Source organism: Coxiella-like endosymbiont, assembly GCF_002871095.1.
GTDB lineage: Bacteria > Pseudomonadota > Gammaproteobacteria > Coxiellales > Coxiellaceae > Coxiella.
Genome location: NZ_NSHJ01000118.1, coordinates 1 through 8,325, shown reverse-complemented (window position 1 = coordinate 8,325; position 8,325 = coordinate 1). Strand labels below are relative to the sequence as shown.

Below are 8,325 nucleotides of genomic sequence, written 5' to 3'. Positions count from 1 at the left end.
AGTCTTTATTAAGATTTACTGGGTCTTTTAGTGAGTTAAGAAAAAATTACAGATTTCTGCCTATTTTACATATTTTATTATGATCTTATGCTTACCTTTCTAAATAGAAATATTTTGTTGCAAAAAACCTTACTGGTTATGCTGGTAATTAACCATGCTGTTTTTAGAGCAGAATCTTGTCTATATTTTAATTTCAGTACATTATCTAGATTATGCTTTCCTTACAAAGGATTCGGTAAGATGTATTTTGTGTCCTAGTGGTGATTCTATAATTAATTATCTTAAAGGATCCTTTGAAGTATTATTATGGGGAATATTTGAGTCAGAATACGTTATAAAAATTATTAGAAAATTTTAATAATAATTTTAATAAAATTATGATATCCTATTCTAGGAGATTAAATGCTAAAAATATCCCCTCTTTATCGTTTACCCCTGTGTGTTTCTATTATTGGTCATATCATTTTATTGATTGCACTTACCATGAAGTTATCTTCCTCTAATAGGTATCGACTGAATCATCCATTATGGCCTGTGACTATTATTAAACCTGTGACTATTATTAAATCAGAAACGATAAACCAGAAAACGAAAACTATGGGTAATAGTATTATGGGTAAAATTAATATTATAACAAAAGAAAAAAAACGAAAGTATAAAACTCGAAAAATATTTTCTCAAGCATTACCAGAAAGAGTTCAGGACTTAAAAAAACAAAAAATTGCTGAACAAAAGCGACTTGCGGTTTTACATAGTAAACAAGTACCGGTGAAAAACCACGAAGAGCAAAAAGGATTAGTACAAAAAAAAAGATTAGATGTGAAAAAGCAGGATCAAATTAAACAACATCAACTGGCATCCAAACAACAAAAATTAGAACAGAAATTATTGCAACAAGAAATACGAAGAGAACAGGTTCAAGTAGCTCAAGCGCGTCAGACCGTGCAAAATCAGGCAGTTTTAGATCAATATAAAGCGAAAATTATACAAGCTATTCAACAACAGTGGATTATTCCTGAAAATACCAATAAGAATCTTTCATGTATTTTACTAATTCAATTAGCACCGGGTGGAATTGTTTTATTGGTAAAGACACTTAAGAGTAGTGGTTACCCAATCTTTGATTGGTCGGCTCGAATGGCAGTTTTTAAAGCTTCTCCTTTACCTGTTCCCCAAGATAGTAATCTCTTTTCTGCATTTCGGGAATTATGCTTGACGGTTCGACCTCTACAGGCTCAAGTGAATTCATAAGTATTGCATGAAGGATAGCAGAAGCACTATAATTTAACTGGTAGTTATCCCACTAAAAATAGTAAATACTATGCAAAAACGATATCGACTAGCCTTTTATATTCTTATTTTATTATTTTTTATGCCTGCTTATAGCAGGTTAGATTTAGAATTAACCCAGGGGATAACTTCTGCGATCCCCATTGCTATTACATTTTTCGCAGGACCATCCGTTTCTGGAGATAGAGATCAAAAAATTATTCAAGTAATCAAAAATGATTTACAACAAAGCGGGCAATTTCGGGTAATAGTAAAACCCGATGATATTTTAGGTCAGACTCCAGAGTCTATACAGGAGGTAAATTATAGTTATTGGCAAAAACAAAAAGTCAACGTGGTAATTATTGGTGCTATTCGAGCATCTGGAATGAATCATTATCAAGTGACCTTTACCTTAGTGAATGTTTTTGATTCGGATAATGTTTTATTAAGCGATTCCTTCAATGTAAGAGTACAAAATTTACGGAGCCTTGCTCATCATATTAGTGATCTCATTTATCAGAAGCTAACCGGAGTCCGTGGGATTTTTTCTACACGAATTGCTTACGTCTTTGTGCAGCGTTTTCCAGATAAACTTCCTATATACACTTTAGAAGTGGCAGATGCAGATTGTTTTAATCCTCAACCTCTTTTAGTGTCTCATATGCCTATTATGTCTCCCACGTGGTCTCCGGATGGTAAAAAAATTGCTTATGTTTCTTTTGAAGGGCAGCATGCAGCTATTTATGTGCAAAATTTAACTACTGGAGATCGGCAACGAATTAGCGATGCCCCAGGGATCAACGGAGCACCTGCTTTTTCACCAGATGGAACTCATTTAGCATTAGTACTGAGTAAAACAGGCAACCCTAATATCTATGTTTTAAATTTAGCCACAAAAGAATTACGTGAAATCACTAATGATTGGGCTATTGATACCGAGCCCGCTTGGTCACCTGATGAAAAAATTCTTCTTTTTACTTCTAATCGTGATGGAACACCGCAAATTTATCAATACTCTTTTAAGGATAATACAATTACGCGTTTGACCTACCGAGGTGATTACAATGCGAGAGCGTCTTTTTTGCCTGATGGGCAATCGATTGTGATGATGCATCGCGAGAATGGTTTATTTGGGATTGCATATCAAGATTTAACAACGGGGCGATTGAAAATTTTAACCCAAAGTGGATCAGATGAATCGCCAAGTTTGGCTCCGAATGGTAAAATGATTGTTTATGCGACAGAATATGGAGGACAAGGAGTACTCGCGCAGGTTTCTATCGATGGACAAGTAAAGTTACGGTTGCCCTCTAGAGAGGGAATTGTCCAAGAACCTGCGTGGTCTCCATTTTTAGGTTAAAATACCATCATTCAAAGCATCATTCAAAGAGGAGACAGCAAGAATGACCGGAATCAAAAAAGAATTAGAGGAATAATTTATGAGAAGTAGATTTCAATGGGCTATTTTAAGTATGCTACTTGCATTAACGGGTTGTAAAAGTTATATTCCTTCTATCGAAGGTGAAAGTGCAGCAACTGGAATTAAAGACGCTGCTAAAAGCTATACCTTTTCAGGAGAATCTAGTTACCACTCTCAAGTGGCACGAGATTTTGAAGGTCGCATTATTAATTCTTTAACTGCACCTACTAATCAAACGTATTATTTTGATTTTGATAGTACGGCAGCACAGTCTGCCGATCTTCAAGCAATACATATCCAGTCTAATTATTTAATTACTCATCCGACAGCAAAAGTTCGTCTTGAAGGTAATACTGATAACAGAGGCAGTCGAGAATACAACATCGGTTTAGGTTGGCGTCGTGATCAGGCTATTGCTCGTATTTTTGAACAAGAAGGTGTAGCGCCATCACAGATGGATATGGTGAGTTACGGAAAAGAGCATCCAGCAGTTCCAAGTAACAATGAATATGCATGGCGATTGAACCGACGAGTTAATTTGATTTATGAGGCTTATTAAGGGGCTTATTCTTATTAAGGGGCTTAATTAAGGATTGAGAGGATGAAAATAAAAAATTTATATGGCATAATCATCATTTTAACAAGCCTTTTATTGATAGAGGTTGTCGCACTAGGTGATGCTCCTGTTGTTGATATTACCCAGAAATCTAATAGCCAAGAGACTTCAGATGGAATACCTACAACAGTTACTTCTGAAAACTTTAATAGCTCAGCTACTGAAATCACTCCTTCTGATTCTGCAAGTTTTTTACCTACACAGCCCTTGAGTGATACTCAGCGCATAGCTCGTCTAGAACAGCAAATTAAGAACCTGATTAATATAAATTTGCCGCAGCAAATTATAGATTTACAACAGCAACTTGCTCAAGTGCGAGGTCAATTGCAAGAGCAGCAACACGATTTGCAATTGGTAAATAAGCAGTTGCGTACTTTTTATAACAATCTTAATCAAAGATTAATACAACTTAAAAATTTAAATAGTGATACCCTAAATGATAATTCTTCTTCACAAAAAACTACCGGAAATTCATTTTCCAATAATGGGAATATTCAATTACAAGATTCTACGGCGTATCAAATAGCTATTAATTTTTTAAATAAAAATCAATATGATAAATCTCTAGCTGCTTTTCAAAATTATTTAAATAATTATCCTAATGGCAATTATGTCGCTAATGCTCATTATTGGCTTGGGGAAATCTACTTAGAACAGAATAACAGAAAAAAAGCAGTGTTAGAGTTTCAGATCATTAAGAATAAATTTCCTCAATCAGAAAAAGTACTTGATGCTCAACTAAAGTTAGCTATGATTCATGCAGAAAATGGTCAAGTTATTCAAGCTAAACAAGAATTAATGGAAATAAAAAAACAGCACCCTAACTCAACCGTAGCGCAATTAGCGAGTATTTGTTTGCAGCAGTTGGAATCGCCTAATGCGTCATTAACAAATTCTTTATTATGAATAAGCTTTCTAGATTATTGAAATTTTTTATTTTATATAGGGAGCAAGAGGGAGAAAGAAAAACTATAGAATTATACAGTATTTTTTACTTAAGTGAAGGGGGGGGGAAGGTAGTACCTATTTTCTTATTTCTATTGTGGTATTTTTTATAGTTTTTTTAGGAAAAAATTATTTTTATTTCAAAAAAGGGTATCTTAGGCTTCGGATGATGATTTATTATCCTATGTAATAAAGGGTTATTATGGAAGGAACACTTTTGACTCAGTAAAATTTTATTTCCTAATTATTGAAAGTATTATGTAATTTAGGTTAATGTTTTTCTAACAATGAGTGAAGTGTTGATATCTCTGTAATAGATTCTCAGGTATAAAAAATTCTTTAACTTAAAACTGTTAATTCTAATGAAACTTCTAAAAATAAATTTGTAAATTTTAATTACCCTTTTTTTTGTGATTAGTGTTATTTTCAATAAACTAAGAGAAAATCATTTATGTAATTTAGTTCATATATTCTGAAGTGTTATTTTGCCCAACTATATATATAAATAAACCAAGTATATATACATAAATTAAATAACCAAACAATGCGACGAGATATTGAATGATACTCTCTTGTTCCGCTTTAAACTTTAAATTACCTCAATATATTGGGGGATATTCTGGAAAAATAACTCATGCTTGTCTCTTTTAAAGAGATTGGTTTGTACTAGTATGAAATCAAGGTAAATATTTTTGAATTTTAAATTTTTAAATTAAACGTTCTATGAAAACACACTGAAGAAAGCAAGGAGTATATTGAATGTAATAAGTTTTCGGATTTCATCATTTTTTAACTTTGTTAATTATTTTATTTTTCCTATTTTATTTTCTCCTTTGGAAAATTAATCAAGGTAAACTTGAAATTATTATGTCAAAATTTTTTGAAAATTCTTCTAGTAATCTCGATAAATTTTTAGAATTCTCTTTAAGAATTTGCATTAAAAGGAATTTGCTTTTAAGCTTTTATACTAAAATTTTTAAACTTTTAGGTATAATGAGTTGGTGGTAAGGAAAGGCATTTACCTGCACAGCATACCTTTTAGTGATAATCTTGGTTGTGCTGATCCCAAGATCAAGAATCTAAACTTTAGAAAGTAGGAATATTAACTCTACTCCTCTATATTAGAGAGCTTGCTGTTACTGAAGCTAACAGGTTGCTTGTAAATTAGTAATTATAAACTTAATGAGCAATAATTGTATAATAATCACATATTGCCTAAATTTAAGAAATAATAGTTATTTTAGTGTCATATCGTGATTAGCTATAATAATAGGCTTAATGATTTTAGAAAACTAACGGTTTATTATATTCCCAGGCCCTGAATAAGTATTATTAAAATTGAAACTTAGAGAAGACTGTTATGCGAATGGATAAATTTACGACATTGTTTCAAACAGCATTAGAAGATGCTCAATCTTTAGTCGTCAGTCGAGAGCAACAATTTATCGAGCCAGCTCACGTAATGAGAGTGTTGCTAGAGCAAGAACACGGAATTATTAAACCATTATTACAAGAATCAGGTGTTAATTTGTTCCGCTTGATCGATTGCTTGGAGAAGGTAATCGATACTTATCCTCAAGTTCAAGGTACACGTGGAGAAGTTCATTTATCTAGGGAGTTAGTGCAAATTTTAACTTTAATGGAGAAGTTAGCTCAACAAAACAAAGACCAATATATTTCTTCAGAATTATTTATTCCAGCCGCGTTAGAAGCTAAAGGTCGATTGCAAGATCTTTTAATAGAAGCTGGTGCTGATAAAAAAATTATTAAAAAAAATATTAAAAATTTACGTAGTGGAGAATGTGTTACTGAACAAGGTGCTGAAACACAAAGACAAGCATTGAAAAAATATACTATTGATCTTACAGAAAAAGCTGAAATTGGAAAATTAGATCCTGTTATTGGTCGGGATGAAGAAATTCGTAGAACTATCCAAGTTTTACAGCGACGCACTAAAAATAATCCTGTGTTGATTGGAGAATCTGGTGTTGGTAAAACAGCAATTGTAGAAGGTTTAGCGCAGCGAATTGTTAATCGAGAAATTCCAGAAGGGTTAAAAAACAAACGTATTTTAGCATTGGATATGGGAGCGCTCATTGCAGGAGCAAAATTTCGTGGAGAATTTGAAGAACGATTAAAAGCGGTATTAAAAGATTTAGCTAAACAGGGAGGTCGAATTATTTTATTTATTGATGAATTACATACTATGGTTGGCGCAGGTAAGGCAGAAGGATCTATGGATGCTGGTAATATGTTAAAGCCGTCTTTAGCGCGAGGTGAGCTTCATTGTGTAGGTGCTACCACATTAAATGAGTATCGAAAATATATTGAGAAAGATTCTGCTTTAGAACGTCGTTTTCAAAAAGTATTGGTGAATGAACCTTCCATAGAGGATACTATCGCTATTTTACGTGGCTTAAAAGAACGCTATGAAGTACATCATGGTGTCGAGATTACAGATCCTGCCATAATTACGGCAGCAACCTTATCACAACGTTACATTTCTGATAGAAATTTACCTGATAAAGCCATTGATTTAATCGATGAAGCAGCAAGCCAAATTCGTATGGAGATGGATTCAAAGCCTGTAGAACTTGATCGATTGGAACGTCGACTTATTCAGTTAAAAATTGAGTGTGAAGCATTGAAAAAAGAGATAGACGAAGCATCCAGAAAGCGGTTGGCTGACTTAGAAAAAGAGATTAAAAATGTTGAAAAAGAATATTTTGATTTAGAACAAATATGGAAAAGTGAAAAAGCTGCTTTACATGGAACGCAACAAATCAAAGAAGAATTAGAACAGACGCGTATTGATTTTGAGGCAGCAGCTCGTGCAGGTGATTTGACACGAATGTCTGAATTACAGTATGGAATTATTCCTGAATTAGAAAAAAAATTGGTAGCTGCTTCTAAAAATGAAGATCAATTTCGGGAGCATAAATTATTACGAAGTCGGGTGACAGAAGAAGAAGTAGCTAAAGTTGTATCTAAATGGACCAATATTCCTATTACAAAAATCCTTCAAGGAGAGCGAGAAAAATTGTTGCATATGGAAGAACTTCTGCATCAACGAGTCATTGGTCAGGATGAAGGGGTGAGTGCAGTTGCAAATGCTATCCGTCGTTCGCGTTCTGGATTATCCGATCCTAATCGACCTATTGGTTCTTTTCTCTTTTTAGGTCCTACTGGTGTGGGTAAAACTGAATTATGCAAGGCGCTAGCTGTTTTTCTCTTTGATACTGAAGAGGCTATGGTGCGTATTGATATGTCCGAATTTATGGAAAAACATTCCGTTGCTCGTTTGGTTGGCGCTCCTCCGGGCTATGTTGGTTATGAAGAAGGGGGATACCTTACTGAGGCTGTTCGGCGTCGACCATATTCCCTCATTTTATTAGATGAAGTGGAGAAAGCTCATAATGATGTGTTTAATATTTTATTACAAGTTTTCGACGATGGACGATTAACCGATGGACAAGGAAGGACAATTGATTTTCGTAATACTGTTGTGGTTATGACTTCAAATCTTGGTTCTCAATTGATTCAAGAATTTGCTGGTAAAAGTTATGAAAACATGAAAGAAGTTGTAATGGAGGTCGTTGCTCGGAATTTTCGTCCAGAATTTATTAATCGGATCGATGAAACAGTTGTTTTTCATTCTTTAACAGAAAACCAAATTCGCAATATTACAGAGATTCAAATTGAGAAGATTAAAGCGCGTTTAAGAGCAAAAGATTATCAATTAACGATAAATAGTGAGGTTCTTGATTATTTAGCGAAATTGGGTTACGACCCCGTTTATGGGGCTCGACCTTTAAAACGAGTTTTGCAACACCATTTAGAAAACTCTCTGTCTCAAGTAATTTTAAAGGGAAAATGTGCTCCACCTTCTACAATTAAGGTCGAAAAAAAAGATGATCAATTAAGTTTTGTTAAAGTATCATAATTTTAAAGATTATTCCTGAAGTTTTTGTTGGTAAGAAGATTGCTTAACATATGGGTATAATATGTTATTACAGTTTATCTTTTTTTAAGGCATAATCTAAAAATTTTTTGTTAGGGATCGGTATAACTT

At 33.5% G+C, this 8,325-nt stretch carries 5 protein-coding genes; all 5 read left to right on the top strand.

What is annotated here, in order from left to right:
• Positions 1–402 precede the first annotated feature (402 nt).
• The 5 genes from tolA to clpB all read left to right on the top strand — a co-directional run bounded on the left by tolA (position 403) and on the right by clpB (position 8,196).
• A complete protein-coding gene (tolA, locus tag CLERM_RS02725) occupies positions 403–1,251 on the top strand; it encodes a cell envelope integrity protein TolA (RefSeq protein WP_102157065.1) in 849 nt (282 codons plus the stop codon).
• A 70-nt stretch (positions 1,252–1,321) separates the two neighbouring features.
• Complete coding sequence (gene tolB / locus CLERM_RS02720) at positions 1,322–2,632, top strand: Tol-Pal system beta propeller repeat protein TolB (protein ID WP_102157064.1); 1,311 nt, start codon at positions 1,322–1,324, stop codon at positions 2,630–2,632.
• Positions 2,633–2,711: 79 nt separating this feature from the next.
• On the top strand, positions 2,712–3,251 hold the full coding sequence (locus CLERM_RS02715; RefSeq protein ID WP_102157063.1) for an OmpA family protein: 540 nt from the start codon (positions 2,712–2,714) through the stop codon (positions 3,249–3,251).
• A 42-nt stretch (positions 3,252–3,293) separates the two neighbouring features.
• Positions 3,294–4,214, top strand: a complete 921-nt coding sequence (gene ybgF / locus CLERM_RS02710) for a tol-pal system protein YbgF (protein ID WP_102157062.1) — start codon at positions 3,294–3,296, stop codon at positions 4,212–4,214.
• A gap of 1,399 nt (positions 4,215–5,613) precedes the next feature.
• Positions 5,614–8,196: an ATP-dependent chaperone ClpB gene (gene clpB, locus CLERM_RS02705; RefSeq protein ID WP_102157061.1), complete on the top strand. Its 2,583-nt coding sequence runs from the start codon at positions 5,614–5,616 to the stop codon at positions 8,194–8,196.
• Positions 8,197–8,325 lie beyond the last annotated feature (129 nt).